The sequence below is a fragment of the Paraburkholderia phenazinium genome, assembly GCF_900100735.1.
Taxonomy (GTDB): Bacteria; Pseudomonadota; Gammaproteobacteria; order Burkholderiales; family Burkholderiaceae; genus Paraburkholderia; species Paraburkholderia phenazinia.
Map to the genome: position 1 here is coordinate 22,083 of NZ_FNCJ01000008.1, position 24,894 is coordinate 46,976.

General features: G+C 62.9%; 28 protein-coding genes. 8 read left to right on the forward strand and 20 right to left on the reverse strand.

Going from position 1 to position 24,894, the window contains the following annotated elements; genetic code table 11:
• Position 1 precedes the first annotated feature (1 nt).
• The 7 genes from BLQ92_RS18650 to BLQ92_RS18685 form a co-directional block, all read right to left on the reverse strand.
• Entirely contained in the window at positions 2 to 1,381 is a 1,380-nt protein-coding gene (locus tag BLQ92_RS18650; RefSeq protein ID WP_090686022.1) for a sigma-54-dependent transcriptional regulator, read from the reverse strand.
• Positions 1,366 to 2,850: a sensor histidine kinase gene (locus BLQ92_RS18655; protein WP_090686023.1), complete on the reverse strand. Its 1,485-nt coding sequence runs from the start codon at positions 2,848 to 2,850 to the stop codon at positions 1,366 to 1,368. The genes BLQ92_RS18650 and BLQ92_RS18655 overlap by 16 nt, the downstream gene beginning before the upstream one ends.
• A gap of 453 nt (positions 2,851 to 3,303) precedes the next feature.
• Positions 3,304 to 3,729, reverse strand: coding sequence for a lipocalin-like domain-containing protein (locus tag BLQ92_RS18660; protein ID WP_090686024.1), 426 nt, complete (start codon positions 3,727 to 3,729; stop codon positions 3,304 to 3,306).
• Between the two features lie 32 nt (positions 3,730 to 3,761).
• Positions 3,762 to 4,277, reverse strand: coding sequence for a DUF2867 domain-containing protein (locus tag BLQ92_RS18665; protein WP_090686025.1), 516 nt, complete (start codon positions 4,275 to 4,277; stop codon positions 3,762 to 3,764).
• A 135-nt stretch (positions 4,278 to 4,412) separates the two neighbouring features.
• A complete protein-coding gene (locus BLQ92_RS18670; RefSeq protein ID WP_244896659.1) occupies positions 4,413 to 5,498 on the reverse strand; it encodes an ABC1 kinase family protein in 1,086 nt (361 codons plus the stop codon).
• A 247-nt stretch (positions 5,499 to 5,745) separates the two neighbouring features.
• On the reverse strand, positions 5,746 to 6,495 hold the full coding sequence (locus tag BLQ92_RS18675; RefSeq protein ID WP_090686027.1) for a TetR/AcrR family transcriptional regulator: 750 nt from the start codon (positions 6,493 to 6,495) through the stop codon (positions 5,746 to 5,748).
• A 426-nt stretch (positions 6,496 to 6,921) separates the two neighbouring features.
• On the reverse strand, positions 6,922 to 7,374 hold the full coding sequence (locus tag BLQ92_RS18685; protein ID WP_244106269.1) for a hypothetical protein: 453 nt from the start codon (positions 7,372 to 7,374) through the stop codon (positions 6,922 to 6,924).
• Between the two features lie 258 nt (positions 7,375 to 7,632).
• Here BLQ92_RS18685 and BLQ92_RS18690 point away from each other — a divergent pair, with 258 nt between their 5' ends.
• The 3 genes from BLQ92_RS18690 (at position 7,633) to BLQ92_RS18700 (ending at position 10,388) form a co-directional block, all read left to right on the forward strand.
• The gene (locus tag BLQ92_RS18690) at positions 7,633 to 8,187 is read left to right on the forward strand and encodes a DUF6622 family protein (protein WP_425194931.1); all 555 of its coding nucleotides are present in this window, start codon (positions 7,633 to 7,635) and stop codon (positions 8,185 to 8,187) included.
• Positions 8,188 to 8,396: 209 nt separating this feature from the next.
• The gene (locus BLQ92_RS18695; protein ID WP_244106270.1) at positions 8,397 to 9,497 is read left to right on the forward strand and encodes a sensor histidine kinase; all 1,101 of its coding nucleotides are present in this window, start codon (positions 8,397 to 8,399) and stop codon (positions 9,495 to 9,497) included.
• A gap of 33 nt (positions 9,498 to 9,530) precedes the next feature.
• Positions 9,531 to 10,388 carry a LytR/AlgR family response regulator transcription factor gene (locus BLQ92_RS18700; RefSeq protein WP_090686030.1) on the forward strand — a complete coding sequence of 286 codons (858 nt, stop codon included), beginning with the start codon at positions 9,531 to 9,533 and terminating at the stop codon, positions 10,386 to 10,388.
• A gap of 48 nt (positions 10,389 to 10,436) precedes the next feature.
• On the opposite strand, the gene BLQ92_RS18705 is transcribed toward BLQ92_RS18700, so the two are convergent.
• Together BLQ92_RS18705 and BLQ92_RS18710 are read right to left on the reverse strand one after the other, a co-directional pair.
• A complete protein-coding gene (locus BLQ92_RS18705) occupies positions 10,437 to 11,465 on the reverse strand; it encodes a sulfonate ABC transporter substrate-binding protein (protein WP_090686031.1) in 1,029 nt (342 codons plus the stop codon).
• A gap of 186 nt (positions 11,466 to 11,651) precedes the next feature.
• Complete coding sequence (locus BLQ92_RS18710; protein WP_090686032.1) at positions 11,652 to 12,188, reverse strand: carboxymuconolactone decarboxylase family protein; 537 nt, start codon at positions 12,186 to 12,188, stop codon at positions 11,652 to 11,654.
• Positions 12,189 to 12,354: 166 nt separating this feature from the next.
• Between BLQ92_RS18710 and BLQ92_RS18715 the strand changes: the two genes are divergently transcribed.
• From BLQ92_RS18715 to BLQ92_RS18730, 4 genes are all read left to right on the forward strand, one after another.
• Positions 12,355 to 13,323: a cupin domain-containing protein gene (locus tag BLQ92_RS18715; protein ID WP_090686033.1), complete on the forward strand. Its 969-nt coding sequence runs from the start codon at positions 12,355 to 12,357 to the stop codon at positions 13,321 to 13,323.
• An 81-nt stretch (positions 13,324 to 13,404) separates the two neighbouring features.
• Complete coding sequence (locus tag BLQ92_RS18720; protein WP_090686034.1) at positions 13,405 to 14,301, forward strand: DMT family transporter; 897 nt, start codon at positions 13,405 to 13,407, stop codon at positions 14,299 to 14,301.
• A 253-nt stretch (positions 14,302 to 14,554) separates the two neighbouring features.
• Positions 14,555 to 14,908 carry a hypothetical protein gene (locus BLQ92_RS18725; protein ID WP_090686035.1) on the forward strand — a complete coding sequence of 118 codons (354 nt, stop codon included), beginning with the start codon at positions 14,555 to 14,557 and terminating at the stop codon, positions 14,906 to 14,908.
• A gap of 37 nt (positions 14,909 to 14,945) precedes the next feature.
• Complete coding sequence (locus BLQ92_RS18730) at positions 14,946 to 15,146, forward strand: hypothetical protein (protein ID WP_090686036.1); 201 nt, start codon at positions 14,946 to 14,948, stop codon at positions 15,144 to 15,146.
• Positions 15,147 to 15,168: 22 nt separating this feature from the next.
• Here the strand turns inward: BLQ92_RS18730 and BLQ92_RS18735 are convergent, their stop codons facing one another.
• From BLQ92_RS18735 to BLQ92_RS18760, 6 genes are all read right to left on the reverse strand, one after another.
• Complete coding sequence (locus tag BLQ92_RS18735) at positions 15,169 to 15,570, reverse strand: SRPBCC family protein (RefSeq protein ID WP_090686037.1); 402 nt, start codon at positions 15,568 to 15,570, stop codon at positions 15,169 to 15,171.
• 2 nt (positions 15,571 to 15,572) lie between these two features.
• Complete coding sequence (locus tag BLQ92_RS18740) at positions 15,573 to 15,932, reverse strand: VOC family protein (protein ID WP_090686038.1); 360 nt, start codon at positions 15,930 to 15,932, stop codon at positions 15,573 to 15,575.
• Between the two features lie 32 nt (positions 15,933 to 15,964).
• Positions 15,965 to 16,810, reverse strand: a complete 846-nt coding sequence (locus BLQ92_RS18745) for a helix-turn-helix domain-containing protein (RefSeq protein WP_090686039.1) — start codon at positions 16,808 to 16,810, stop codon at positions 15,965 to 15,967.
• Between the two features lie 91 nt (positions 16,811 to 16,901).
• Positions 16,902 to 17,105 (reverse strand): hypothetical protein, encoded by a 204-nt coding sequence (locus BLQ92_RS40430; RefSeq protein WP_090686289.1) that lies wholly within the window; start codon positions 17,103 to 17,105, stop codon positions 16,902 to 16,904.
• Between the two features lie 222 nt (positions 17,106 to 17,327).
• A complete protein-coding gene (locus BLQ92_RS18755) occupies positions 17,328 to 17,597 on the reverse strand; it encodes a hypothetical protein (protein WP_090686040.1) in 270 nt (89 codons plus the stop codon).
• A 520-nt stretch (positions 17,598 to 18,117) separates the two neighbouring features.
• The gene (locus BLQ92_RS18760; RefSeq protein ID WP_090686041.1) at positions 18,118 to 18,318 is read right to left on the reverse strand and encodes a CsbD family protein; all 201 of its coding nucleotides are present in this window, start codon (positions 18,316 to 18,318) and stop codon (positions 18,118 to 18,120) included.
• Positions 18,319 to 19,240: 922 nt separating this feature from the next.
• Between BLQ92_RS18760 and BLQ92_RS18765 the strand changes: the two genes are divergently transcribed.
• Positions 19,241 to 19,723 carry a hypothetical protein gene (locus tag BLQ92_RS18765; protein ID WP_090686042.1) on the forward strand — a complete coding sequence of 161 codons (483 nt, stop codon included), beginning with the start codon at positions 19,241 to 19,243 and terminating at the stop codon, positions 19,721 to 19,723.
• A gap of 69 nt (positions 19,724 to 19,792) precedes the next feature.
• On the opposite strand, the gene BLQ92_RS18770 is transcribed toward BLQ92_RS18765, so the two are convergent.
• The 5 genes from BLQ92_RS18770 to BLQ92_RS18790 form a co-directional block, all read right to left on the reverse strand.
• Positions 19,793 to 20,689 (reverse strand): MipA/OmpV family protein, encoded by an 897-nt coding sequence (locus BLQ92_RS18770; RefSeq protein ID WP_425194932.1) that lies wholly within the window; start codon positions 20,687 to 20,689, stop codon positions 19,793 to 19,795.
• Positions 20,690 to 20,976: 287 nt separating this feature from the next.
• On the reverse strand, positions 20,977 to 21,615 hold the full coding sequence (locus BLQ92_RS18775) for a nucleotidyltransferase family protein (protein ID WP_244106271.1): 639 nt from the start codon (positions 21,613 to 21,615) through the stop codon (positions 20,977 to 20,979).
• Positions 21,612 to 22,799 (reverse strand): XdhC family protein, encoded by a 1,188-nt coding sequence (locus tag BLQ92_RS18780; RefSeq protein WP_090686044.1) that lies wholly within the window; start codon positions 22,797 to 22,799, stop codon positions 21,612 to 21,614. The genes BLQ92_RS18775 and BLQ92_RS18780 overlap by 4 nt, the downstream gene beginning before the upstream one ends.
• The gene (locus BLQ92_RS18785; protein WP_090686045.1) at positions 22,796 to 24,001 is read right to left on the reverse strand and encodes a vWA domain-containing protein; all 1,206 of its coding nucleotides are present in this window, start codon (positions 23,999 to 24,001) and stop codon (positions 22,796 to 22,798) included. The genes BLQ92_RS18780 and BLQ92_RS18785 overlap by 4 nt, the downstream gene beginning before the upstream one ends.
• Complete coding sequence (locus tag BLQ92_RS18790) at positions 23,995 to 24,888, reverse strand: AAA family ATPase (RefSeq protein WP_090686046.1); 894 nt, start codon at positions 24,886 to 24,888, stop codon at positions 23,995 to 23,997. The genes BLQ92_RS18785 and BLQ92_RS18790 overlap by 7 nt, the downstream gene beginning before the upstream one ends.
• Positions 24,889 to 24,894: the final 6 nt, after the last annotated feature.

Below are 24,894 nucleotides of genomic sequence, written 5' to 3' on the forward strand. Positions count from 1 at the left end.
GTCAGGAGTCGGACAAGCCGAGATTCGCCAGACGCGTGTAGAGCGACTGGCGGCTGATGCCGAGCCTGCGTGCCGCTTCGGCGCGATTGCCATCGGCGAGCGCAAGCGCCCGGACGATGAGGGCGCGTTCGAGTTGTGCGAGAGCGTCGTTCAGCGGAAGGTCGATGAGGCCCGCGGGAATCGCATAAGCGTCGTTCGCGGCCGGATCGAACAGGAAGGCGAAATCTTCGCGGGTCAGCAGCGCGGCAGGCGCAAGCGCGCTCGCGCGTTCGATGGCGTTGGCGAGTTCCCGCACGTTGCCGGGCCAGCTGAAGCCGACGAGCAGGCGCTGGGCGTCCGCGGAGAGATGCTTGCGCGCCGCTTCGGAGGGACCCGCGACGGCCGCGAGGAAATGCTCCGCCAGCGGCAGAATGTCGGCTACGCGCTCGCGTAAAGGCGGCATGTGCAACGGAATCACACTGAGCCGATACGATAGATCCTGCCGGAACGTGCCCGCTGCGACCATCGCCGGCAGGTCGCGATGCGTCGCGGCCACCACGCGTACATCGACAGCAAGCGGCCGGTTGGTTCCGAGCGGCGTGATCTGCCGCTCTTGCAGCACGCGCAGCAGCTTCGCCTGCATCGCGAGCGGCATATCGCCGATCTCGTCGAGAAAAAGTGTGCCGCCATGCGCTTCTTCGAAGCGACCGCGCCGCTCTGCATGTGCACCGGTGAATGCGCCCCTGGCGTGGCCGAAGAGTTCGCTCTCGAGCAGGTCTTCCGGGATCGCCGCACAGTTCACGGCGATGAACGGTCCGCCCACACGCGCCGACGCACGATGCAGCACGCTCGCCGCCACTTCCTTGCCGGTGCCCGTCTCACCGGTAATCAGCACCGTCGAGTTGGTGCCGGCCGCGCGGCCGAGGCGCTTCTGTACGTCGCGCATGGCTTCGCTGATGCCGAGCAACTGCGGTTCGCGCGAGGGCGTGTCGTCCGCGAATCTGTGGATCGCCTGTGGAGCAGGCGTATTGGCGCGGGTTGCGAGGATGCGCGCGAGGAGCGTGGCGATCTCGTCGCGGCCAACCGGTTTGGTCAGATGCTCGAAGGCGCCGAGCCGCATCGCGCCGATCGTGTTGTCGCTGGTCGCGTACGCGGTCAGCATCACGACCGGCACGTCCTGCAGACCAGCCGTCCCACGCAGCGTTTCGAGCACGGAAAGGCCGTCCGCGCCCGGCAGCCGGAAGTCGAGAAAGATGCAGTCGGGCGACGCCTCCTCGCGCAGACGTTCGATCGCTTCTTCGCCCGAACGTGCCTCGAGCGGCGTGTATCCAAGGTCCTGGATGGTTTCCGCGAGGCCGTCACGGAAGGCGTCGTCGTCGTCGATGATCAGGATGGTCGCCATGGCATATCGATTACAAAACAGGTCAATTCCGGATTGTCCTCGAGCCACGCGCGGCCGCCATGCGCCGATGCGATCTCGCGCACAACGGCGAGGCCCAGACCCGACCCGTCGGGCCGGCCTGTGACGAACGGCTCGAAGATGCGTTGGCGCTCGCCTGCACTCACGCCGGGGCCATCGTCGATCACTTCGAGCCGGAGCCGCTCGCCGTCATCCTCCGACATGGCACGCGCCCTGACCGTGACGTGTCCGCCGGACGGTGCGTGACGCAGCGCGTTGACGATCAGGTTATCGAGCGCGCGCGCCAGTTGCGCGGCATCGAAGACCGGATGCGTCGTGCAGGATCCAGCTTCAGCCTGCAAGCTTACGTGCCGGCTTTCCGCCCGCGATTCGTGCGTACGAACCAGTCCGGCAAGCCACGCGCGCAGGTCGACTTCCTGCGCGCGAACGGTGACGGGCTGGGTAAGCGCGAGCAGGCTCGACAACTGCGACTCGATGCGCCCCACCTGCTCGATGATGATCTTCAGCGCGGATTCGCGCCGGGCGGCGTCGCCCGCCAGCGCGTTTTCCGCCTTGAGCCGCATGGCGCCCACCGGATTGCGGATTTCGTGGGCGATCTGTGCGGCCATCTTGCCAAGCGCGCCGAAGCGTTCCGCCTGCGCGAGTTTCGCGCTCAACTCGTTCGCCTCGCGTTGCAGGTGCTCTGCGCGTTCGACATAGCGATTCAGCGCGTCGACGATATGGTCCAGATCGCGCTCGCCAAGTCGATCGATCCGCCTGCCCTGCTCGAGTCGACCGTCTGGCGCAAGCGCCTGTTCGAGCCGCGTGAGGTTGCGCTTCCAGCGTCTGAGCGCCATCGCGAGCAGTAGCGCCAGCGCCACGATGATCGCGAGCACGCCCGCGAGGAAAGTCGCGGCCAGGGCCCCATACGGCCCGAGCGGCGGCCGCGCGCGCGTGAGCATCCAGACGAGCAGACCGGCATGACGCGGAACCGGACAGGCGACGGCGACTACCGCATCGGCGCCTCCAGAGACGACGCCGGCGCGCATCTGGCCGGCGCTGACCACGTTTCGCAGCGTGCGAAGAATGAGCGGTGTCTCAGCCTCGGGTATATCGCGTTTGAGACCGCTACCTTCGTAGGTGGGAAACGCGTAGGCGAGAAAGCCGCTCGGTGCACTGGGCGCGGGTTCGGAAGTCCAGAACCCGCCTTCGATCCCTTCCGTGCGGACCAGGACGAGGTCGAGCACGGCGTGCATGAGATCGACATTCGTTTCGCCCGGCCGCTGCACCGACATGTCGTAGCGCGACGCGACCGCCGCGCAGGCCGTGGCGGCCTGCTGCTTCGCATCGGCGACGCGCTCCCCGAGCGCCGACGACAGCATCACCCACACGGTTGTGGTCAGCAGGCAGCACAGTACGGCGATAAGGATCCACAGCGCGTAAAGCTGGGTGGAAAACGAAGGTCTCGGCATGAGGAGCCTGCAAGGGAACCGGGGCGGGACTTCGATTGCAAAATTCATGCCTGCGCATAGGGACGAGCGACGGTACTCGCGGCGCCAGCCAGCCCCGACGATGCGACGGTCGGCCGCTTCATCATAGCGACTGCTGAGTTGGTCTCGCCCCAAAGTCAAAGATCCGAAATTGCCCCCAAGACGCGTCACCGCTTCCGGCGGCGCAATGTCAAGTTGCTATCTGCCCGAGCAGCCATACGAGATCTACGGCTTGATTACGCCGTTGTCCATCAGAGAGTGGGAGTGGGACCGCGAGCGCGGCATCTCACGCAACTCGCGCTACTCCGACTCCCGATCGTGATCATGAACAAGGGCTTGATCACGGAGGGGAGTTGTCGGATGTCGTGAGCACCGAGTTCACGGTTTAGGCCACCGGATCGTCTGCGTCCCCCTCGCAACTCGGTGTGGGGAAAATTACTCGCGCCTAAAACTGAGAATACCCCGCCCCATTGATTTTCCGGAATCTAAGGGATTCGGCATCCAGGCCGAAATGATGTCGAGCGTGTCTCCATCAAGCTTGTAGAATCGCTCCTGCTCACTGCCGTTCCAGGCTTCGTTCCAGGACGAGTCAATCTTTGTGATGAGCCTGTCACCATCTATCCAATACCGACCTGTATAGGCCATCATGGTACGGAAAAGTGCCGCCAGTTTCTCCTCTGTATTTCCAGGCTCCCGCGCCTTTGCTGTAATGAGTGTCATCATTCGCCCATCGGAACCGAGGATAAGATACCCATTGGGGTCGGCGCCCCACGGTTGCGTGCGCCCCTTTGAATCCTGAAGTTCAGTATCAAGAGAAACCAGCCGCCAGCAACCGTGGAGCTTATTGTTGCGCTCAGACATAACCCCTCCTGTGGTATTTCACCGGAATGTACCTACCTGGCCTCTGGAGACACGTTGTCGCGCCGATTGACAGCCAGTTGTAGCAGCGAGCGAGACAGGAGCCTATGAAACGGCATGATGACAAACAAGTAGACTCTTCCAAGGGGATTGTTGATTTTGACCAAGGTTGAAATCGTCACTTCCGATCCCTTCAGACCCGGTTGGATGCTTATCCAGGTCCGAAAATCCAGATGCTTGTCGTCACCACCGACGACCACTTCAGCACCCGTGTTTGAAATAATCGGAAACACGTCAATCTTCCCCAGCCCGCGATCGCTAAAGTCAATACTTGCCCTTAGTCCGAACGGCGCCACGATTCCGTTACGCAAGGCCATCAGACATCTGACCATGTATGGCGGATCGGCAAACACGGCGCGCGCTGCCTGTTCGGCGTCGACGTAGGTTCGATCTGCCTGACAGGAATAACCATCGGCGAAATCAATGTGCGTCAATCCTGACGCACGAATTGCCGCCGTCGGCGTGGGAATCAGCAAGACTTTGTTTGTCATGAGTACCCCAGATGAAATTTCCAATGTAATAGGTGCGACAATTTTTTATTGCTTCAGCGAGCAGCTTCTTGAACATCGCCACCCCGGCGACGCAATGAATGACGCCAAGGGAAAAAATAATCCACGCCGTTGCTGCTACCCTATTGATGCTCCTCGGTTGATCCACGGGTTGTCGGTCGACACCTTTGCGCCCAAGGCTTTGAGCATGTGGTTGAGGCCCAGGTAAGCCCGTTCAAAATACGGAATCTCGTCACGAAACCCGGTCATGTAGCGAGCGATCTTGCGCTGCTGCGTTGCCTCAAATGCGGGATACGGCGATCGGCTTGCGAAGTCGAAGCGCGACGTGCGAAAAGGCGCGATCTGCCAAGCCTGCAACGACGCCAATGCAGGCATCAATTCCCGCTCAAATTCGTCGACCGACAAATTCGGCGAGATCATTCCAAAGTCGACATAGTTGTGCCGCAACGCCTCGCCGTCGCCGCCGGGCCCGTGCCGCAGCACCGCGCACCATGCTTTTGCCACGACCGCAGCAAAGCCGGGGGAAATCGTCTTGGTGCAGCCGAAGTCAACCACGCCGATTCGACCGTCCGCCTGGAAAAGGAAATTGCCGGGATGCGGATCGGCATGCAAGCGCCGCCATACGAAGGCGCTTTGCAAGAACCAGTCGAACAGGAGTTGCCCGGCGCGATCGCGTGCCTGCCGCGTCGGGTTCGTGGCCAGCCAGGCATCCAGATGCAGGCCGTCAACTGCCTGCATCGTGAGCACGTGCCGAGTGCTGTGGCTCGCAATCGGTTGCGGGACAAATATCCCAGGTAACGACGCATGCGCGCCGAACCAACGCAGTTGATCCGCTTCGTGTGTGTAATCGACTTCTTCAGCGAGTTTGTATTCAATGTCGGCCATGAACCGCTCGACGATTTCGTTGTCGGGCAGCAGATCGGTACTTAGCCGCAAGCCTTGCAACAGGGTGCGGATCATCCGCATATCGACGCCGATCGAGGTAGCGATGCCGGGATACTGCAGTTTCACGACCACCCGTTCGCCGCCGTGCAATTCCGCATGATGTACCTGCCCCAGGCTCGCAGCGGCAAAAGCCTGCGGGTCGAAGCATTGGAAAAGCTGGTCTGCATCCCGAGAAAACTCTTGCCTGAAAACCCGGTGCACCAGCGCGCGATTGAGCGGCGTGGCCTGATGGAAGCCGCGCGCCAGTTGCAGGCGCACGCCTTCCGGGAGCAATCCCGCTTCCATGCTCAGCAGTTGCGAAGCCTTCAGTGCCGTGCCCTTGAGCCGATTGAGCGCGCGAAACAGGATTCGTCCTAACTCGGCTTCGTGCCGTGCCTGCTGCCCCTCGGAAGCTTCTTCGCCGGAGCGGTTGCGTGCGAGGTGTCCCAGATGAACGATGCCGGCTTGCGCGACAGCCAGGCCGGTGATCGTTCCCCTCGCAAGCGTGCCGGTGGAGAGTTTTTCGTTACGCGCCATGACTAGCGGCTTTCGGATGACGCATGAGCGGACGAGCAAGCTGCACCAAGTCGAGCAAGGCCGAGCCGTTTTGCATCAGGCGCGCGAGTTGGCTGCGCAACAGGAATCCGGCCAGATCCGACAATTTGTTGAGCAAGCCGCTCTCCAGCACTTGCACCAGCAGCGCCAGCGTCAAATCGACCAGGCGGGTCGTGTCGGCAAGTTCGTCCGAGCCGTCGTTGAGCCAATACACGATCACCGCCAGCAAATAGTCCGCGAACAGGCCGCCGATGAGCGGCTTGAAGTCGCAAGGCGCAATGCCGCCGGCCGCTTCGGCGGCATCGAGAAAGGCGACAACCTGCTGCTTGATGGCGAGCTTTCCGGGCAGCGCGTCGCCCATCATCAGCGTCGGCGACTTGCCCACCAGCTCACGTGCGACGGCGACGAATTCACGATCGCCCAGCAATATTTCCAGCAATGCGTCCACCAGGCGCTGCAAACGTTCTTCCAGCGTATAACTGGCAAAGCCCGTCGTGCCGAGGGTTGCGGCAATGGCATCGTTGATCGATTGTTCGAAATACCCCAGCACCAACTTTTCCTTGGTGGGGAAGTATTTGTAGATCGTGGCGTCGCCGATCCCAGCCGCGCGAGCTATCTGTTTCATGCTGGCGTTGTCGAAACCGTGTTCGGTCATCAAGTCGACTGTGGCTTGCAAGATCAGACGCTGGGTTTGTTGTTGCCTGGATTTTGTGGTCTTCATATGTACTTGCTATCCTTTAAATTGAAATATAGCACATACAAAAGATAGCACGTATCTTTAATGGGAGATCCGAGACTCTAGATGCTCCATGTTGACGTGGTGAATGTTTGTGCAGCGCGCTCAGGCGTTGGCAGGACGAAGCTGATCAGCGACAGCGCATGGCGGCAGTTCGCCAACGCGATTGACGGCATGATCGGCGATGCGCCCGTTAGTCGAGGACCGCCTGTGGCCGACGCTGACTTCGGCGCTCTATCTCCAAAGGAGCACTAACAGTCTTGACCGGATGTTCGCGACTGGACGATCGATGGCCGCGCCTGGTCGAACTGAGACACCCAAGGTTACTTTGCCACCGCAAAGACCGGGAGGGCTCAACGGGCCTGAACGGCTTTGCAGTCGGCGCCCGCCGGGTTTGCCTTTTTGACCGCCTCAATTGCTCTTGCACAGCACGGCGGTCATGATCAGCGGCAGCACTTCATGCACCGCCGCCTCGCTGCCCGCATCATGCAGATGCGTCTTGACCGACTCGCTCGCGCCGAACACCACCACGCCGTACATCGACCCCGTCATGGCCTGCCCGCTGCCCTTATGAAATAGCTCGTCGTTCTGATCGTAGCCGAGCACCGCGTAGACCCGGAATCCAAAGGCCGTCAGCTCGCTGCCGCGCGTCGGGCGAAACGCGTTCACGGAATTCGCTTCCACATGCATCGGTTCCGCTTCGATGAACTGGTCGCTCTGCAGCGAAGCGATGAAGGTATGGGCGTTGGAGCTGCAGTCCAGCTGCGCGTCGAGTTCGTACGCGGACGACGAGATCGCATAGAGCGTCGCGCCGATCGCGGTCAGCATGCTCAGCGCATTGGGAAAGCACATTCTCATGGTCATGCAACCCCTATCCTGGCAGGTGTCCGGCGTGCGGAGCCAGTTCCCAACCTATAGGACCTTTGCCCCGCGCTTTCTGTACGGCAACCATCAGTGCAGATTACATACGCTTTCAGGCGCGCGGCTAGCTACCCCAGCGCCAGGCGGGCTCGCTGACGTTCGCGTCAGCCACGCTTCGCGCCGGATCCGGGCCGTCTCGCGCCGCCCCTTGGCATTTTGTCGCAAACCGCTCGAACGTGGCGGCAAACCGGCTGAACATGCGTGTCATTGAAACCCTCGTTGATAGACAAGGAGCCCACCATCATGTTCACCGACATTCTCCAACAGACGCCTAACTGGGTCTGGGGCGTGCTTGCCGCCCTGATCGCCATGGGGTTCAAGCAAACAGTCATGCGCCGCAGATCGTTGCGCAGCGCCACTGCGTTGCCAGTCGTGATGGCCATTCTGTCTTTTTACGGCCTCGCGTCGGCTTTTTCCCGCCAACCGCTGGCGCTGGTTGCCTGGGCTACCGGCGTGGTGGCGGTCGTGACGCTGTGTCAGGGCTTCCGGGTGTGGGGCGAAGTCCAATGGCTCGAAGCCGAGCGCAGCGTGCTGATGCCCGGTAGCTGGCTGCCGCTCGTTTTGATGCTGGGACTCTTCTGCATCAAGTTCGGCGTCAGCGTGGTACGGGCGACCTACCCGGGACTGGCTCTGGACGACGGGATCGCCGGTTTTGCAGGCTTCGTCTACGGCGCATTTAGCGGCGCCTTTCTCGCTCGTGCGCTGGCGGTATGGCGCGCGGTACGGCAGGCGTTGCCGCGCGACACGGCGTATTGATGCGCCGGGCGGACCAAGGCCAACGGGTCGGCTGACGTGCGTCGCCTCGCCTTTGTCCTCGCTCTCACGCCCCAGCCGTAGCTGCGCGCCCAACCGCTACAATCGGCGGCATGCGCCGAATGGCGCGACCCGCACCCGCAAAGCCTGTTCGCCGCAGTCTTCGACCGCTCGCCAACCCGCTCGACCAACGTCTGAACCCGGACAGCCACATGCCCCCGTACCGCATCATGTTCTACTGGCTTTGGCGTGAACTGAGAATCACGATTCTCATCGCACTCGCGAGCACCTTCCTGTTCGGCCCGTTTTCGGACGCCTCGTTCGTCCCCAATCTGATCTACTCGTTCACCGTCGCGCTGTGCATTCAGACCTTGATCGAAGCGGGCCGCTACGGTTTGTCGGCCAGATTTATCCGGTCCGGCGGCGGGAGCGCAAATGAATTGCCGCCGGGCACCCCCGCCACACAACGGCGCTGGCCGGGTTGGGCTTTGATGGCGCCGTGGGTGGCTATGTCCGCGGTGGTGGGTTATCTCGGCGGCCATGCGCTAGGCGACCTGCTGACCGGCACGCATCACGCGCCAATTGGTTTCCTGCGCAATCTGCAGACGCTCGTGCCAACCCTGGCGCCCGCGTTTGCGCTCTCGATCGGCTGCACCTATTTTTTCTACGCACGCGGCCGGCTGGCCGCAACGGAAGCGCAGGCGCAAGCTGCGCGGCGCACCGCCGCCGAGAATCAGCTCAAGCTGCTGGTGTCGCAGCTCGAGCCGCATATGCTGTTCAATACGCTCGCCAACCTGCGCGTGCTGATCGGCCAGGATCCGCAGCGGGCTCAGGCGATGCTCGATCATCTGAACGGCTTCCTGCGCGCCACGCTCGACGCCTCGCGCTCGGACTCGCATGCGCTCTGCGCCGAGTTTGCGCGGATCGGCGATTACCTGGAGTTGATGCAGGTGCGCATGGGGCCGCGCCTGCGCGGCACGCTCGATCTCCCTGCCGAGCTGAGCGGCTTGCCCGTACCACCGCTGCTGCTGCAACCGCTGGTCGAGAATGCGATCAAGCACGGGCTCGAGCCGAGCGTGTCGGGCGGACAGATTGAAGTCACGGCCCGGCGCGACGGCCACGGACTCTGCCTGAGCGTGCGCGACACCGGCGTGGGCCTCGGCGCGGCGGCCGCGCACGGCAGCCGCTTTGGCATGCAACAGGTGCGCGAACGGCTTGCTGCCTTATATGGCAACGCCGCCTCCCTCGAACTGACCACGCCCGATGACGGCCGCGGCGGTGCACTAGCTGTCGTGCGCCTCCCCGTCGCCTGAGCGCCGGCCCACTTCTTTCTTCCTGCTCCGCTTATGTACGCCACCGCCCTGATCGCTGAAGACGAACCCCTGCTGGCCGCCAATCTGCAAGCCGAACTGGCCCGTTTGTGGCCGGAACTGCGCATCGTCGCCAGCGTCGGCGACGGCGCGTCTGCGCTGCAGCAGGGTCTCACGCTGCAGCCGGACCTGCTGTTCCTCGATATCCGCATGCCGGGCATGAGCGGGCTCGAAGCCGCGCAGGCGCTCGCCGAAGACTGGCCCGACTCGGGCCGGCCGCTGCCGCTGCTGGTGTTCGTCACCGCGTACGACGAATATGCGCTGCACGCCTTCGAGCGCGCCGCACTCGACTATGTCCTCAAGCCCGTGCAACCCGAGCGCCTGGCCAAAACCTGCGCACGCCTGCAAGCGGCGTTGCAGGCGCGTGAGCAGCGTGAGCAGCCACAAACGGGAGAGTTGGCGCTGACGCCGATGATCGACCAGTTGCGAGCGCTGTTCGGCGCCGCAGCGCCTCGTGCCGCAGGCCTGCCGGACGCCTCGACGCAAAACGGCGCCGCGCAGGCCACCGCCCCGTTGCGCATGATCCAGGCGAGCGCGGGCAATACGATCACGATGATTCCGGTCGGCGATGTGCTGTACTTCGAGGCGGCGGACAAATACGTCCGGGTCATGACGGCCGAGCGCGAACACCTGATTCGCACGTCGTTGCGCGAACTCCTCGTGCAACTCGATCCGCAGCAGTTCTGGCAAATCCATCGGGGCACGGTGGTGCGTGCGGATGTGATTGCCAGCGCCTCTCGCGACGAATCGGGCAAGCTCACACTCAGCCTGCGCGGCCACCCGGCAAAACTGAGCGTGAGCCGCCTCTATGCCGATCAGTTCAAGGGCATGTAGTGCGGCTGCGGATGTTTGCCGGGTGTACTGCCTTGCAGCGGTGTCCGCTTACCCCACGCTGTTCCAGCGCGCATCCGCGACCGTCAGCTTCTTCGGAATCAGCTTGAGATCGGTGAAGGTATCGGCAATCTGCTGCTGATACGCGAGGGTCGCATCGGTAATCGGTTGCACGCCGTAGCCGGCGCGTCCCAGCGCCACTTCGAGCGTGGCGGTATCCAGACCGACCAGCGGCGACAACTGCGCCGCCACGGCAGGGACGTTAGCGCGGCCCCACTCGTCTACCTGGTTCAACTCGTCGAGCAGCGTATGCAGCACTTGTGGCTGGGCTTCGGCGAACTTGCGGGTGGCGACGTAATACTGCGTGTTGCGCACGATCCCTTCACCATTGGTCAGGACCCGCGCATTCACCTGGCGCTCGATGGCGGCCAGATACGGATCCCAGATCACCCATGCGTCGACGCTGCCCTGCACGAAGGCCGCGCGGGCGTCGGCCGGGGTCAGATAGACCGGCTGGATGTCCGTGTACGCGAGACCGGCGCGCTGCAACGCCTTGACCAGCAGGAAGTGGACGTTCGAGCCGCGATTGAGCGCGACCTTCTTGCCGCGCAGGTCGGCGACGGTCTTGATCGGCGAATCGTGCTGGACTACCAGCGCCTCGCCTTTGGGCGCCGCCGGTTCGTTGGCGATATAGACGAAGTCGACCCCTGCGGCCTGCGCGAAGATGGGCGGCGTTTCGCCGACCGTGCCGACATCCACCGCGCCCGCATTCAATCCTTCCAGCAGTTGCGGCCCGGCAGGGAATTCCAGCCATTGCACGCTGATACCTTGCGGTGCGAGTCGCTTTTCGAGCGTGCCGTGCGCCTTCAAGACCACGAAGTTGCCGTATTTCTGAAAACCGATGCGCAGCGTTTTCGAATTCCCTTGAGCCAGTGCGGGCTGGCTCGCCAGCAGCGCAGCTGCGCCACCGGCGAGCACGGCGCCGGTTCCAAGCGCTAGCGCTGCTGCGGTTTTCAGAAGCGAACGACGGCTGGCGTCGGCCGGCTGCGCGTCGCGGTTGGAGTGTCCTGATGAAGCCATGTGCGTCCTTTGCAAGTTCGTGCCGGCTCGAAGCGCCGCAAGCGGGCGGCGCCATCGCCGTAGCGATGTCTAGGATAAGGACGCGTCAGTCCGATGCGAACCAATCAATGCGCATATGCAAAGCATGGGGTTTGGGAAGGGCCGAGCGATGCCAAAATGCCCGGCCCGGCTGGTTGCAGCACAACCTTACGCCACGGCCGGAAAGTCCAGGGTGGTGTCGTTCACGCGGTTCACCAGGTTAGTAAAGGTGATCGACGCAATCGCCAGATTGATTTCGATCACCTGCTGTTCGCTATAACCAGCACCGCGAATCGCTTCGACCTCATCAGCCGCGACCGTGCCGCTCGTCGTGACGAGTATCCGCACAAAGCGCACCAACGCATCGCGCTTCGCGTCGCCGCTTGCCGAGCCGGCGCGCACCTGCTTCATCGTGTCCGGCGACAGGCCGGCGAACTTGCCCATCAACGTGTGGGCGGCGATACAGTAGTCACAGCCCGCGACCTCGCTGACAGCGAGCTTGATGACTTCGATGTCGGCCTTGGCGAGGCTGCCGCTCGCCAGCACGGCGTCGACATTCAGCATCGCGCCCAGCGCGGCCGGGCTGTGCGTGCCCACGGTCGCGTAGGCGTTCGGTACCTTGCCGGCCGCCTTCTTGATCTTGGCGAACAGTTCTGCTGCGGCGCCGGTAGCGGCTTCGGGCTTGATTGCGGTAAGACGGGACATGATCGACTCCTTGAGGTTGGGTTTATCTGCATCTGCTAGCCATGTCGTATGGCATGGAAGTCAGTGTAGTGAGGTACGGCGAGTAATTTAATGCCACAATTTAGCAATTTCATGCTCAAACGTCTCAAGCGTCTCAATCGATGTCTCAACCAATCGGAACCCCGTCATGGATCTGCTGAGCCGCTTACTTGCCTTGATGCCCGTCGCCGGCCGGCTCGACGTGCGCTGCCATTTCGGCGCACCGTGGCGGATCGACGAACCCGCGGCGGATGCGCGCGAGATTCCTTATCACGTGCTTTTGCGTGGCGAAGCGGTGATCGAGGACGGGCATGGCGAGCCGTTGCGCATGACGGCGGGCGATATCGTGCTATTTCCAGCCGGCGCACCGCACGCGCTGCACGATGGAAGCAGCGGCGCGGTGACGGCGGCGAGTGCGCGGCAGGTCGATGGACTGACCGTCGCGACCAATGAAGGCACGGGCGCGGCTGTCGATATTCTGTGTGGGCGGTTTTTGCTGCCTGCGGTGCCGGAGCGGTTGTTGCGCGACCATTTGCCGGGGCGCCTGCTCGTGCATAGCGTCGCGCCGGGCGACGACGTGGACGCCGCACAACGTGACGGTGAGTTCGCCAATAGCCGCCTTGCCCGCCTGATCCAGCTCATGCGCGAGGAGGCGCTCGAACAGGGGCCGGCGAGCGAGACCTTGGTGAACCACCTGTCAGGCGCGCTGTTCGCGCTTACCCTGCGCTTTGCCAGCCACGCCGACGAGCCGCCGCGCGGCCTGTTGGCGCTCGCGCAACGTCCGCGTCTGCAACCTGCCGTCGCGGCGATGTTCGATGAACCCGGCAAGCCCTGGACCTTGCCCGAACTGGCGGAGCTATGCCATATGTCGCGCGCCACGTTCGCACGGCACTTCGACGAGGCGATCGGCCGCTCGGCCAGCGACGTGCTAACGGAAATCCGCATGGCGCTAGCGGGCCGCAAGCTTGCGCAGACCAGCCTCGGGATTGCCGAAATCGGCGAGGCGGTGGGTTATCAGTCGGACGCGGCGTTTCAGCGCGTGTTCAAACGGCAAGTGGGGATGACGCCGGCGCAGTGGCGGGCGCTGGCGAAGGCGGAATCGGTGCTTGAGCGGTAAGGGCGTGAGCGTAACGGGCAGTGCCCGCGTTATCATCGACCCCGCGCCCCGCTTGCCACGCTGCCGACACCCCGAGCCTCGATGCAAATCGCCACCTCGCCCAGCACCACCCTGCCCCTGCGCAGCATCGCGCAGATGCTCGCCGCCATGTTCTGCTTTGCCGTGGTCGACGCGCTCGCCAAGTCCATCACCGCGCACTACCCGGCCAACGAAATCACCTTCTTCCGCATGCTGTTTGGCCTCGGCCCGGCGCTGCTGCTCGCCGCGCGAGCCGGACAAGGCCCCCAATTGCTGCGCACCCGGCACTGGCGCGCGCATCTCGAGCGCGCCGTGGCGCTGATGGCCTCGCTGGCGTTTTTCTTCGCCGGCCTGCGCTACGTGCCGCTCAGCGAAGCGGTCGCCCTGGCCTATACGGAAACCCTGTTCCTCATCGTCCTCTCGCCGTTGCTCCTGAAAGCGGCACTGCGCCGCCGCGACCTGCTGGCCGCCGTATTCGGCTTCATGGGTATCGTGCTGGTGGTGCGGCCTGGCGGCGCCTCGTCGAATCTCACCGGCGCCTTGTTGATTCTGCTGAGCGCCGTCTTCGGTGCGCTCTCCGTCATTCAGATCAAGCGTATCGGCACCGCAGAAAACGCCAGCCTGATCGTCCTGTATTCGACCCTGATCGGCACGGTAGTGATGGGGTTCTCGCTGCTCTTCGCGTGGCGCACGCCGAGCCTCGACCACCTTGGCATCCTCATCTTGCTCGGCGTGGCTGCCGGTACGGGGCAACTGCTGATGACGTCGGCATTCCGCCACGGCGAAGTCGGCGTGCTCGCGCCGTTCAACTACACGAGCATCGTCTGGGCCACGCTATTCGGATACGTATTGTGGGGTGAGTCGGTCGGCTTGCTGTCGCTGCTCGGCATCATCCTGATCGTCGGCAGTTCGGTGGCCGTGGCCATCCGCTGCAAGGAGCCGGAGGCGCTGAACGTCTAACTCCTGGGTGGGCGGGCGGTGGCCGGCAAGACGATCCCAAGGACTGCCTCGATTGATAGAGGATTGGCCCGGATTGCACAAAAACCTGTATGAATGTACAGTACTCGCAATCCTCTTTCCTGACCGTCAAGCGGCCCTTTCGGGAGCGGCACCATGCAGATGCGCGTTCGTACCGTCGTCAATCACCCCATGCCGGAAATGGCCGCCTTTGTGTAGCGCGCTGCGCCCCATCGGGCGAACCTATGGAGAACACATGCTGCGATTTGTCAGCGCGGCCGCCCTACTGCTCGCGGTCGCGTCAACCGCCGTCGCCGGCGAGCATTACGTGGAAATATGGAATCCGCCTGAGGCCCGCATCGGCCAGCCCGCTGGCAAATGCAAGCCCAAAACCGGCAAGCCCGCGCTCCTCTCGCACGGCATGAGCAAGGTCGCGCCGCGCCGTATCGCGGACCCGCTCGCCAAAGCGTCGGCGGGCAAGCCTGCTGGTGTGGACGCATCGAAGAAAGCGACGAGCCCGCGGTTTCTCGACATTCCGCGGATCGTGACGCCCGAAGGCAATATTCTGCAGGTGGGTACTGGGCGCACGTCTGTTTCCGTGGTGCGCTAAGGGCTACGATCAGGGGTCGCCTCTATGCAGACAACAAATGGAATCTGAAATCTACAAGGGCTATGCGATCTGGGGCCACGCCATCGTCCAGAACGACGGCTATGCCGCAAGCGGCACGATCACCCGCGGCAGCAAGCTCGTTGAAGGTTCGGGCGTGCTCGGCACCTTCGATAGCGAGGATGAGGCCCGTTTTGCGGGCCTCGACTGGGCGCGTGCCTGGGTCGATAGTCACGGGTAGCGGTCAGGCACGTCCGGTGTGGTCATGGGTTGACCGGCATTTCCATGGCACGCTTCATCGCGGCAAGTCCTTGCTCGATCATTGCGGTAATAGCAGGCGCCATCTCGTGAGGCAGCAAGTCGGCAATCCACACTCCGCGCGTGCGTCCATTCTCGGGGAATGCCTGGAACGAGGCGCTGTAATGTGTCATGGCGGTGCCAACGGATGCCCACGCGATTCGGTGCGTATTGTCATCGACGTCAATGATGAGTTCCCGTACAACCATACCATTGCCAAAGGTGACCACACGCGCGCCGTCCTCCAGTTGCGTATCGACGACGAAGCCGGGCACCAGGCGCGTATGCAGCGCGCCGATATCGCGCACCGCATCCCAAACCTGCTCGGGCGATGCGTCGATTACGATTTCACGACGAATGGAAGCCATCGCTAGCGGCCCTCGCTGAAGCACACCGCTTCGACATTGTTGCCGTCCGGATCGAGCAGGAACGCGGCGTAATAGTTTGGGCTGTAGTCGGCACGCAAACCCGGCGCACCGTGATCGCGCCCGCCAGCCTTCAGACCGTCCCGATGGAATCGGTCGACTGCGGACCGACTGTTTGCCCGCAATGCCACATGTGTGTCGCCTTGCACATCGGTAGACTCATAAAGCCACAATGCCGGCTCATCCTTCGGGCCAAAGCCACTGCCAGAACTGTCGATTACGTAGCCTAATGGGGCGAGCGCAGCCGTGTAAAAGCGTCTGCTGGCATCCAGATTATTTACCTTCAGACCGACATGGTCGAACATGGTGTTGTCTCCGGGTTGTTGGAGAGACCATGCTAGACGGGCGAATCGAACCGATCTTGGAAAATCTTGCGGTCGCCATGAATGACGCGCCGGAAACGGCCAGGGGATAAGCCCGCAGCACGTTGGAAGGTGCGCACGAAGTTGGAGAGATCGTTGAATCCGACATCGAGAGCAATGTCCGTGATGGCCCGTGTCTCCTCGGTCAGCAGCCGGACTGCGTGGCGCAGTCGCGAGCGCACCAGATATTGATGGGGAGTCACCCCGAGCACGCCGGTAAACATGCGCAAAAAGTGAAACGGACTCAATCCCGTTTCGCGTGCGACGGTATCGAGACCAATCGTTTCACTTGAATGTGCGTCGATCCACAGCGCGGCTTCCACGGCGCGGCGCCGGTCGAGCGCAGTCGGCCTGTTGCAGGCCGAAACGTGCCCGGAAAATACCTCGACAAAACGCTGGGTCAGCATCAGCGCGACTTCCTCGACGCTGACATCGCTGCATCCCGCCGCGGCCGATTGCGCAAGTTCACCGAGGATCATCAATTCCGGCAGCGGCGGCATCCAGCCTGCGCGCCAGATTCGGCTGTCATCGGCAATGGTCTCGATGAGTTCCGGCGCGAATTGAAAAGAAAGGCATTCATCGCCGCCGCCATGATGGTCGTGAGTGCACCGGTACTCGTCGCCGGCATGGCCCACCAGCAACGAGCCTGGGACAAGCTCATAGTTGCGGCCACGCAAACAGCAACCAAAGCTTCCTTTGCGCACGTAAGAAATGGAATGCGTGGCAAATAGCTCGGCGTAGGGTTTGTCACCCGGCGCGGCAGCGCAGCGGTAATCCAGTACCGACAATGCCTGCGTCTGAAGCAGGGTATTAATCTGCATGGCGCGTTTGAATATCGACTTGGTGTGGTCCGAATTACAGCACGCTTTGACGAGCAGGTGTTGGTGCCCCCCCTGCTCATCCCCCGACGAATCACCCCATGCGTTGATTGTCCTGGCGGTCGGCGGGAATGCGCTTTGCCGCGTCAAGCGTTGGGTAGGCTCCGGGGGCCATGTACGGTGCACCGGCGTCCGCGGAGGGATGGGACGTGACGGCCTTCACCCCGTTTGCGATTCCGGGTGCGGCGACGTACGGAATGAAAGCCGTAATGGCAACGACAACGACGAAAGTAAACATGGCTGCCAGCCTCTCGATTTCCAAGGGTGGGGGATCCCCGCGAAGAACATCTCGCTGAGGAACTCCGGTCCACCGCCTGGCCATGGCGAGCATCCGATCGCTACGTTTTACGCCCGAGCCGCTGCGTCCATCACCTGCCGAAGGATGACGCGAATACGCCACCCTGCACTTCTACTTGTTGCCGATCAACCGGCTGCTGCTTTTTCAATTCTACAAGCCGGGTCAGCGCCGCACTAGTGCAAAGGTGTCGTGACTCGAATACCCCATGAAGTTATCGATAAGCAGCAACAGGTCGGCTTCGTCGGGCCGGGTGCCCCATCGGCTGTGTCCGGAACTCGAGGCAATGGCGAACCAGGAATGCGGCGGGAACCATTCGGCATGCACGGTGCGCTCACCGATGATGCGCAGGCGCCCCGTATCGCACAGATACTCGGCGCGCACCGTTTCCCCATCCACTACCTTGCTGGCCGTAATCGGCACGGACTCAAACATGATGTCCTCCCCTTCGTGGATCGCTCTCTTGCCAGTGCGTGACTATCCTGCCGATTGACTCGACAGGTTCGGATTCCCCTTGCTGAACAAGAGGGCCTGGGTTGGCTCCGGCACACTGGAGACGCTTTTTACTGGCTGACGAAGGCAAGTTTTATGCCGATCTGGTCAACTGACCGCCTGACGGTCTTTTGATCAAATGCCGGATTTAACGCTTGCATGCTTGCGTGGCGCGGATACCCCGGCGTGCGCCAAATCGATCAACACAGCACCGCTTCGGTGCGCAACGAGAGGCCCGCAGCGGGAACATCGCCGGTTTCTTCATACGTCGTGGGGACGAAGAATCGCTCAATGAAGCAGAAGCTGTCTGCAGAAAGGACAGCACCTCGATCCTGGGATCATGTCATTGGCATTTAATATGTTCGACATATCAATGACCAAAGGCGCCACGAGGCAGGAAACCGTCAGGAAACTCATCTGACGATACCCACCCTACGCGACGCCCGGCGCATCGAACACGCCGTTAATGGGTGCGCTTGGCGTGGTCCTTCGCCGCATGCCCGGCATCTTCGCGTGCGTCGCCCATATCTTTTCGGGCTTGCCCCATGTCCTGCTGGATATCGCCCTTCAATTCGCGGGCCACATTCCCCGTAGCCTTCCCGGCGACTTCGTTGGCCTTGCCCTTGACCTTCTCTGCCACGCCCTTCACTTGATCCTTGTTCATGATGTCCTCCTGAAGTAAGCGACTCGACGTCGCGGCAGCAGTAGCGCCGCAAGCGCCGTTCCCGCTACGGCGAAAAGGGTGGCACTGGTTGGACGGGTGCTGCTCGCCGTCACATCCGGCCGGTTTGACGGGCGTGCCCGCCGCGCCCGAAGCGAGCGCCTTTCAGGTGCGCTGTGGCTTCCGTCGTCGGCAATTCGCTGAACTGCACTGCCAATTCCCCTCGTTTCGCCGGATCGTTTTCATTTCTTCGCCTTTACACTGGTTTCCATGGGCGCAACGAACCACCAGCCCATACGCGGTCTTCCCCCCGCGTTGTTTTGACCGTACCTGCAGGGCAGTTCCAGAAGTGGCAGTAGAAAACCGCAGTCGTAGCACGCAGTACGTAAGACGGTAGTCCGCAGTCAGCAACAGGCAGTATCTGGTAAGAACCCGCAGTAGGCATGACGCAGCAAGCAGCAAGCATTAGGCAGCACAAAGCATCGACCACGCAGTAACCGGTAGCCATCCGGCAGTTGCAGTAAACGCATCACCAAAGTGCTTCTCGCATCACATGCAATAAAAGCAACAGGGGTTTGTAGCAAAGCGAAGGTGAAGGACCACGTTTTACGCAGCAGTTGGTTTCAACAGCGTTGTGTTGTGTTGAGATGGGAACAGGTCGGCAAGCATCCACGCGCCTGTGCGACTCTTCCATCCTGTCGAGCCCTGTCCCCTGCGGGACAGGGCTTTTTTTTTAGCCGTCGACCGCCAAATTCGCGATCGCAATCTCGTTGACACCACCCTCGCCGTTTAAGCCTGCTTTAATTGTGGCTTGCCATGATGCTGACAAGACGCACACTCAAGGTTGCTTACTACCCCGCCGGTGCATTGCCTGTAGAAGGTTCCGGTAGCGGGCCGAGCGTTATAGAACGAGGTTTAAACCGTCATGCCCAATAAATCGCACAGCCGCAAACGCAACCAGCCAGCCATGTCGCCGCTTCTGCGCGCCCTCACTTTCAGCCGCGCGGCGCACGAGCCGGTCACGCAGGCCATGCTCCTGCAGTGCTACACCGCACTCGATGCGTTTCGACGCGGACACGGTTCGCGGGATCTGTTTATGACCTTGGGCCGGCATTTTCTGGTGTCCGAGGAACTGTGCCGTCTCGGACTCGAGCCCGAGGGTTTGCAGTACGTCGAAAGCGCACATGCCGCGATGGTCCAGCTCGATGCCGCCGAGCATCAGCAGGACGGCTGGACCTTAGGCGATGACGAGTACCCGCGCCTGTGCGCGGCGCTATCGATTCTGGATGCGCAACTGTCGGCGGCCTCGCTCGAAATGATCGCGCGAGCCGAGACGCGCATGGTCGAGGGCCTGCTCAGAGCTGGACAAAAGCAGCTTGTCGCCGAAGCGCCGACGACGGTCTGCTAGGCCTGCCCAGCGGGACGTACGCTGGCGCGGCCGAGCCTGCGCCGGGAGCGCCGATCCCGCTCGATCGGATCAAAACTGATAGTTGATCGACAGGTCGAGCACGCCATTGGATGCACGCTGCGTGATCGGGCTGCGCGCCGCACTGCCCACGAGCTGTTCTAGCGCGAAGTCGCAGGCTGCGAACCAGTGTTTCTGGAAGAACCAGATCGCGCTGACGCCGAAGCCTGCCGACTTGAGGCCGGCGCTCGCGTGATAGTACGAGTAGCTGGAGTCGGCAGCCTGCGCCTCGCTGACGCCGAACCAACTGTTCATGTACTTCGAATCCGCGAAGGTCAGACTTGGTCCGGCGAACCAGAAGAAGGTCTTCGAGCTGCCCGGCAACGGCATGTATGCGCCGATATCGCCGACCCAGCCGTTCGAGCCGCCGAAGCTGCGGCGGATATCGGCGCGCAGCACCAGCGGGAACTCCTTCGACACCACGTAATCGGCGGCCAGCTTCAGCTCGGGCGCGGGGTTGATGTTGCCGAGGCCATGCAGATGCTCGTCGTCGTCCTGGCCGCGCCGGCCCAGATCGTAGGCGGCGGCAAGGCTGATCCGCCAGTTCGGACCTTGCAGGACGTTGGCGCCGAAGCCTTCACCTGTTGAAGCAAAGTACAGGTCGCTATAGCGGATGTCGACACTCGGACCACCCTCGAAGTGATAGCGATCCGCGCCGTCATAGCGCGGCTGAAAGGCCCCGGCGGCACCGACCGCGACTTGCCATGTGGGGATCTGCGGCTCCATCAGCTTTTCCAGCGGAACCCCTGCCGAATACTGCCACTCCTGCAGCGGCGCCGGGGTTTGTGCCCTGGCCGGGGCGGGCATGACAGCAAAGCCCGCGATAGTGGCGACCGCCAGCCACGGCGTGCGCGCTGTTGCCTGGTTGTTGCGGCTCGGGACCGCCCGTGTTGTCCGTCTGTTCGACACCAATCCTCCGATCGCGTTAGCCGCGAATGAATTGACTGTCCGCCTTCCGAATTCCCTTGTGAGACTGTAACGGCTGCCACGCAGACGTGCATGGACAGGTAATTTTTTCAGCGGCTAGTACATACGATTCAGCCGTTGGCTGCAAGTGAATTCACCGCTGGCCGAACTTGACGGCTGCTGTGAATTCACGCGCCATACGGCTGGAATCTGGCAGGCTCGAACATCGCAATATCCGGGCCTGATCGGTTGAGGGTGGTTCGCGGCGGGGTTTGGGAGGGGACTTGTCGCTATACAGCAAGGCGCGCCAGGATCCGCGCATAGTCTTCCGGCGTATCCATATCGATTGTGAACCGGTCGTGGGCCGCCTCGTGGATAAACACTTCATCCGGATGCTCGGCGATCAGCTTGCGGCACCCCGGATTGATATGGCCGCTGACGACCTCCGCGGCGTAGCTCACCGAAAAAGCCACCGGATTGCCACGCTGTCCGTTGAAAGCGGGCACGAGGATCGAGCCACGTGGCATCGCCGCGTAAGCGTCCACCAGTTCGCGGTAATCCGCTGCGTTCAGCAAAACCTGGTCGGCAAGGCAGACCAGCACGAGGTCGCAGGGCGCAGCCAGGGCGGCCACTCCCGCTGCCACCGAGGTCATTTGTCCTTCTTCGTAACGCGGATTGGGCTGAAACCGCACCGGCAAACCATCGAGGGCTTCCATCACGGCGCGTCCGCGGAAGCCCGTCACCACCACGATTTCGGCCGGACCGGCGGCGCTCAGCGCGCTCACCGTGCGCCGCACCGCCGGCTCACCACCGACCGGCAGCAGCAGCTTATGCTGACCTTCCATTCTCGAAGACGTGCCGGCCGCCAGCACAACTGCCGAGAAGGCCGGCGTCTGCGCGAGCGCGCCGTTATTCATCCCGAGACTCATGGTTTTTCCAGCGGTGCGACCGATTGATCGGCCGCATGGCCCGCCTGTCGCTCATCCGGGTTAAGTGGAGCGACAGGCGCGAGCGCCGCCGTCGGAGCCGCGCCCAGATACTTTTCCGGATCGCGTTCGAACTCGGTTTTGCAACCGTCGCAGCAGAAATAGACCCGTTGGCCGCCCCATTCGATCACGTGCTTTGCCGAGGCGATCTCGACGGCCATGCCGCACACCGGGTTCACGTAGCGCGCGCTCGCGCCCGGCGGCTCGACGGATGTCATCGACTCACACGGCGGCAAGCCCTGCACCACTTCTCCGCTCGCCGGCGTCGAGCGCTCGGCCAACGCTGCTGCTTCCTCCTGTTCGCGGCGCAGCATGACCAGTCCGGCGACCGCGCCCAACGCGATCTCCTGCGGCGTGTGAGCGTGGATCGACGGGCCTGCGGGTGCTTGCAGCGCCGCCAGCCGCGCGGCCGCAATGCCGCGCGCCTGCATCGTCTCGCGCAACGCGTCGGCCTTGCGGCGGCTCGCCACCAGCAGCACGCCCGCCGCCTCGCTGCGCAACGCCGCTTCAAGCGCCGCCTCGTCGTTGTCGCCCTGGGTTGCGACCAGAATCAGTTGTGGCTTCAGGTCGTCGAACGCTGCGGCGTCGAATCCTTGCAGGACGCGCACCAGTCCAAGGCCGGCAAACGGGGCGGTGACCGACGCCGCGGCGCACACGCGCAAGCCGACCCGCTGCGCCAGCACACAGGCTTCGAGCGCGGTGGGGGTCGAGCCGAGCACGAGAACCGACGGCGCGGGCAGGGTCGGCTGGATGAACAGTTCGATGGCGCCGTTGCTGGCGCACGGCATCGCATGCGTTTCGATTCCCGCCTCCTCATCGGCCTGAATGGCGGCCTGGATACCGGCCTGGATGTCGGCCTCCGACCAGCCTGGCGCGTTGCTGATGCGCACGCGCTTGGGCTGTCCTGTGCGGATCGCCTGCTGCGCGGCCTGAATCACGATTGCCCGGGAACAGCCGCCACCGATCCAGCCGTGCAGCTCCCCGTTGGCTTCGATCAGGGCCTGCGCCCCGACCCACGCGGAGCTCGGCGGCACGGCCCGGATCACGGTCGCCACCGCGAACGGCTCACAGCGGTCGATCAGCCGTTGCTCGAGTTGCAAAAGAGTCGCGCAAGTATCGGTGTTCATTGGAGAGTGGACAACACTTGAGGCAGCACCCGTTCGAGACTCGCCAGGTCGCGGGCGCCTGCCAACAGATCGATATACGGGAGCGCCGCCTGCATGCCGGCGCTCGCCGGGGTGAAATCGGCACGGCTCGCGAGCGGGTTGAGCCACACCAGACAACGGCAACGGCGCCGGATCGCGGCAAGCGACTGCTGCAGGCGTTCGGTGTCGCCAGCGTCGTAGCCGTCGCTGACCACAACGACCGCGGTGCGCGAATGCAGCAGCTTCGCTGCGTACTGCTGATTGAATTCGCCCAGGCTATCGCCGATTCGCGTGCCTCCAGCCCAGCCTGCGGACATAAGATGCAAGCGCTCCTGGGCGCGCCGCGGATCGGGGTCGCGCAACGCCTGTTCGATGCCCACCAGTCGCGTATGGAAAATAAAGCAGTGCACGTCCGACACGCGCGCCGTCAGCACCCGCGCGAGCCGCAGATAGAAGAAGCTGTACAGGCTCATCGAGCGGCTCACATCCAGCAGCAGCACGATGCGCGGACGCTGGCGCTGCTTGCGCCGCCAGCGGAGTTCGAGCGGCAGGCCGCCGCGCGAGACACTGCGGCGGATCGTCCACGCCATATCGATGACCCGCCCGCTGCTGGCGCGCTGTTCGCGGCGCAACTGGATGCCCTGCAAGCGCTGGGCGAAGCGGCGGATCGCATCGTCTATCGCAAACAGTTCGTCGGGCTGGTTCAGATGCCGGAAGTCCGCATGGGCGAGCGACGCTTCCATGGAAGCGCCCTGCTCGACCGTCGAACCTTGCGTCTCGTTCGGATCGCCCTCACCGGGGCCGTCGAGGCCGAGCGGCGTGCCTTCGCTCGCGTCGCGCCGGCCAGCGGTGTCGCCGGTTTCGAGACGGCCCGCGCCGGCCGCCCGCGACTCGCCGAGCTTGCGGCGATTCGGCGCGAAAAAATACGCCTCGAACAAGGTGTCGAAGCGGCGCCACTCCTCAGCCCGCGAACACAGCAACGCCCGCAGACTCCAGCGCAGCAGTTCGCTGTCCAGTTGCCCCATACGCTGCGCCACCTCCAGCGACGCCGCCACGTCACTCGAGGTCACGTGAAAATCGTTCGCCCGCAGCCAGTTGGCAAAACCCGTGTAACGCGCCACGAGCGCGTCTTCGAGGTTTAGCGGCGGGGCGCGGTCGGCGGCGCTGGGGATCCCGTTCAACATGACGCCACCAGTTTTTCAACCACGGAGCGTGTCATGCCGGCCTGATCCTCGCGCGTCTTCACGAGCGCCGCGAGCGAATCCATGACTCGCTCCACACCATCTTCATCGATCGAGCTCACACCGAGCCTGAGCAAGGCCGCAACCCAATCGAGCGTTTCGGCGAGCCCAGGCTTTTTCTGCAGGTCCATCTGGCGCACCGACTGCACGAATTCGACCATCTGCCGCGCCAGTTTCTCCGGCACCTCCGGCGCCTGGGTGCGCACGATCAGCAGTTCCTTGTCGAAGCCCGGATAGTCGACGTACTGGTAGAGACAGCGGCGCCGCAACGCATCCGAGATCTCGCGGGTGCCGTTCGAAGTCAGAATCACGAAGGGGCGTTCGGTGGCCCGGATCACACCGAGTTCCGGTATCGACATCTGGAAGTCCGACAGCAGTTCCAGCAGATAGGCCTCGAAAGCTTCGTCAGTACGGTCGATTTCGTCGATCAGCAGGACCGGCGCGGGTGTGGTCGTAATCGCTTCGAGCAGCGGGCGTTTGAGCAGATAGCGTTCGGAGAAGATGTCCTGTTCCTTGTCCTGAACCGAGCGCGCGTCCTGCTCCAGCAATTTGATCGCCAGCAACTGGTGCTGATAATTCCATTCGTAGAGCGCCGAATGCGCGTCCAGTCCCTCGTAGCACTGCAGCCGGATCAGCCGTGTGTCGAGCAATCTGGCGAGCGCTTTGGCGACTTCGGTCTTGCCTACGCCGGCCTCGCCTTCGAGCAGCAGCGGGCGGCGCATTTCCATCGTCAGCAGCAGCGTGGCGGCGAAGCTGCGCTCCGCGATGAAACCGTGCTGCGCGAGCCGCTGCTGCAGGCTGACGACATCGTTCATGCGGTCGGTTGCCATCGCGGT

What these genes read in the sequence shown, in the direction of transcription:
- BLQ92_RS18765 (WP_090686042.1), top strand. Translation starts at nt 19,241, where the DNA reads ATGCCCAATAAATCGCACAGCCGCAAACGCAACCAGCCAGCCATGTCG.
- BLQ92_RS40430 (WP_090686289.1), bottom strand. Translation starts at nt 17,105, where the DNA reads ATGTTTACTTTCGTCGTTGTCGTTGCCATTACGGCTTTCATTCCGTAC.
- BLQ92_RS18665 (WP_090686025.1), bottom strand. Translation starts at nt 4,277, where the DNA reads ATGACAAACAAAGTCTTGCTGATTCCCACGCCGACGGCGGCAATTCGT.
- BLQ92_RS18705 (WP_090686031.1), bottom strand. Translation starts at nt 11,465, where the DNA reads ATGGCTTCATCAGGACACTCCAACCGCGACGCGCAGCCGGCCGACGCC.
- BLQ92_RS18730 (WP_090686036.1), top strand. Translation starts at nt 14,946, where the DNA reads ATGGAATCTGAAATCTACAAGGGCTATGCGATCTGGGGCCACGCCATC.
- BLQ92_RS18760 (WP_090686041.1), bottom strand. Translation starts at nt 18,318, where the DNA reads ATGAACAAGGATCAAGTGAAGGGCGTGGCAGAGAAGGTCAAGGGCAAG.
- BLQ92_RS18710 (WP_090686032.1), bottom strand. Translation starts at nt 12,188, where the DNA reads ATGTCCCGTCTTACCGCAATCAAGCCCGAAGCCGCTACCGGCGCCGCA.
- BLQ92_RS18785 (WP_090686045.1), bottom strand. Translation starts at nt 24,001, where the DNA reads ATGTTGAACGGGATCCCCAGCGCCGCCGACCGCGCCCCGCCGCTAAAC.
- BLQ92_RS18715 (WP_090686033.1), top strand. Translation starts at nt 12,355, where the DNA reads ATGGATCTGCTGAGCCGCTTACTTGCCTTGATGCCCGTCGCCGGCCGG.
- BLQ92_RS18720 (WP_090686034.1), top strand. Translation starts at nt 13,405, where the DNA reads ATGCAAATCGCCACCTCGCCCAGCACCACCCTGCCCCTGCGCAGCATC.
- BLQ92_RS18735 (WP_090686037.1), bottom strand. Translation starts at nt 15,570, where the DNA reads ATGGCTTCCATTCGTCGTGAAATCGTAATCGACGCATCGCCCGAGCAG.
- BLQ92_RS18740 (WP_090686038.1), bottom strand. Translation starts at nt 15,932, where the DNA reads ATGTTCGACCATGTCGGTCTGAAGGTAAATAATCTGGATGCCAGCAGA.
- BLQ92_RS18745 (WP_090686039.1), bottom strand. Translation starts at nt 16,810, where the DNA reads ATGCAGATTAATACCCTGCTTCAGACGCAGGCATTGTCGGTACTGGAT.
- BLQ92_RS18650 (WP_090686022.1), bottom strand. Translation starts at nt 1,381, where the DNA reads ATGGCGACCATCCTGATCATCGACGACGACGACGCCTTCCGTGACGGC.
- BLQ92_RS18685 (WP_244106269.1), bottom strand. Translation starts at nt 7,374, where the DNA reads ATGACCATGAGAATGTGCTTTCCCAATGCGCTGAGCATGCTGACCGCG.
- BLQ92_RS18775 (WP_244106271.1), bottom strand. Translation starts at nt 21,615, where the DNA reads ATGAGTCTCGGGATGAATAACGGCGCGCTCGCGCAGACGCCGGCCTTC.
- BLQ92_RS18655 (WP_090686023.1), bottom strand. Translation starts at nt 2,850, where the DNA reads ATGCCGAGACCTTCGTTTTCCACCCAGCTTTACGCGCTGTGGATCCTT.
- BLQ92_RS18790 (WP_090686046.1), bottom strand. Translation starts at nt 24,888, where the DNA reads ATGGCAACCGACCGCATGAACGATGTCGTCAGCCTGCAGCAGCGGCTC.
- BLQ92_RS18660 (WP_090686024.1), bottom strand. Translation starts at nt 3,729, where the DNA reads ATGTCTGAGCGCAACAATAAGCTCCACGGTTGCTGGCGGCTGGTTTCT.
- BLQ92_RS18725 (WP_090686035.1), top strand. Translation starts at nt 14,555, where the DNA reads ATGCTGCGATTTGTCAGCGCGGCCGCCCTACTGCTCGCGGTCGCGTCA.
- BLQ92_RS18780 (WP_090686044.1), bottom strand. Translation starts at nt 22,799, where the DNA reads ATGAACACCGATACTTGCGCGACTCTTTTGCAACTCGAGCAACGGCTG.
- BLQ92_RS18700 (WP_090686030.1), top strand. Translation starts at nt 9,531, where the DNA reads ATGTACGCCACCGCCCTGATCGCTGAAGACGAACCCCTGCTGGCCGCC.
- BLQ92_RS18695 (WP_244106270.1), top strand. Translation starts at nt 8,397, where the DNA reads ATGCCCCCGTACCGCATCATGTTCTACTGGCTTTGGCGTGAACTGAGA.
- BLQ92_RS18755 (WP_090686040.1), bottom strand. Translation starts at nt 17,597, where the DNA reads ATGTTTGAGTCCGTGCCGATTACGGCCAGCAAGGTAGTGGATGGGGAA.
- BLQ92_RS18675 (WP_090686027.1), bottom strand. Translation starts at nt 6,495, where the DNA reads ATGAAGACCACAAAATCCAGGCAACAACAAACCCAGCGTCTGATCTTG.